General features: G+C 75.5%; 2 protein-coding genes. Both read left to right on the plus strand.

What is annotated here, in order from left to right:
- On the plus strand, positions 1-1,021 hold a 1,021-nt coding region (locus PROKR_RS11535; protein ID WP_036963295.1), incomplete at its 5' end, for a Gfo/Idh/MocA family protein.
- 35 nt (positions 1,022-1,056) lie between these two features.
- Positions 1,057-1,257, plus strand: a 201-nt coding sequence (locus PROKR_RS36905) for a hypothetical protein (RefSeq protein WP_211240113.1), incomplete at its 3' end; no start/stop codon positions are given.

The following is a 1,257-nucleotide window of genomic DNA, read 5'->3' on the forward strand; positions in this document are numbered from 1 at the left end:
GGCCGTGCGGGCCGTCGTCGCGGCGGGATCGCTGGGCGACCTCGCGACGATCGAGGTGCGGGAGAACATCGGGTTCTGGCACTTCGCGCACTCCTTCGTGCGGGGCAACTGGCGCAACGCCGCCGGGTCCAGCCCCATGGTGCTCGCCAAGACGTGCCACGACCTGGACCTGATCCGGTGGCTTGCGGGTGCGGCGCCCCGGACGGTGTCCAGCGCGGGGTCGCTGCTCCACTTCCGCGCCGAGAACGCGCCGGCCGGCGCACCGGGACGCTGCACCGACGGCTGCCCCGCGGCCGCGGACTGCCCGTTCTACGCGCCGCGGTACTACGTGGACGCCCTGCGCGACGTCATGGGCCACCCGGTGACGATGCTCGGCTCCGACCTCTCCCCCGCCGGCCGGCTCGCCGCGCTGCGGCGCGGACCGTACGGGCGCTGCGTCTACCGCTGCGACAACGACGTGGCCGACCACCAGCAGACGCTCCTGGAGTTCGGTTCGGGGCTGACCGCGACGCTCACGGCGAGCGCGTTCACCGCGGAGAACACCAGGCATCTGACGATCACGGGGACGCGGGGGCAGCTGCACGGGCACATGGACTCCGGCGAGATCCGGGTGGACCTGTTCTCGCCCGCCGGGTGGTTGCCGGCGGCGTCCGGTGCGTCGGCAGGTCCCGGGGCGCTCGCCAGTGCGGGGCTGCCGGCCGAGGTCGAGATGGTGGCCGGCGTCGAGGTGGTGGCCTCCGGCGACGCCGGACCCCTGGGGCACACGACCTGCACGCTCGTCGCCCGCGCCGACTCGGTCGCGGCCGACCACCGGGGGCACGCCGGCGGGGACGACGCCCTGATGGACGCGTTTTGCCGCGCCGTCGTGGACGGCACCGTCGGGACGGGCGAGCTGTCGTTCGCGACCGCGCTGGACAGTCACCTCATGGCGTTCGCCGCCGAGGAGTCGCGCACGCGGCCGGGCGTGGTGGACTTTCCGGCATGGACGGAGACGGTGCTCGGGTCGGTCGGGTCGGCGTGACGGGCGGGGCGCGGCCGGGCGTGTCGTGGGCGGGCGTGTCGTGGGCGGAGGCCGTCCGCGGTGTCGCCGAACGAGCCGGGGTCGATCCCGGGCTGGTCTCGGTGGAGCCGTTGCCGGCCGGGTGCACGAACGAGGCACCCAAGGCGGCCACGGAGCGTGCCGCCGGCCCCGCGTCCGCAGCCGACTACGTCGCGACCGGCGGCCGCCTGACGATCCGCGCGTCGGACCCCGTCGCC

Source organism: Promicromonospora kroppenstedtii DSM 19349, assembly GCF_000515355.1.
GTDB lineage: Bacteria > Actinomycetota > Actinomycetes > Actinomycetales > Cellulomonadaceae > Promicromonospora > Promicromonospora kroppenstedtii.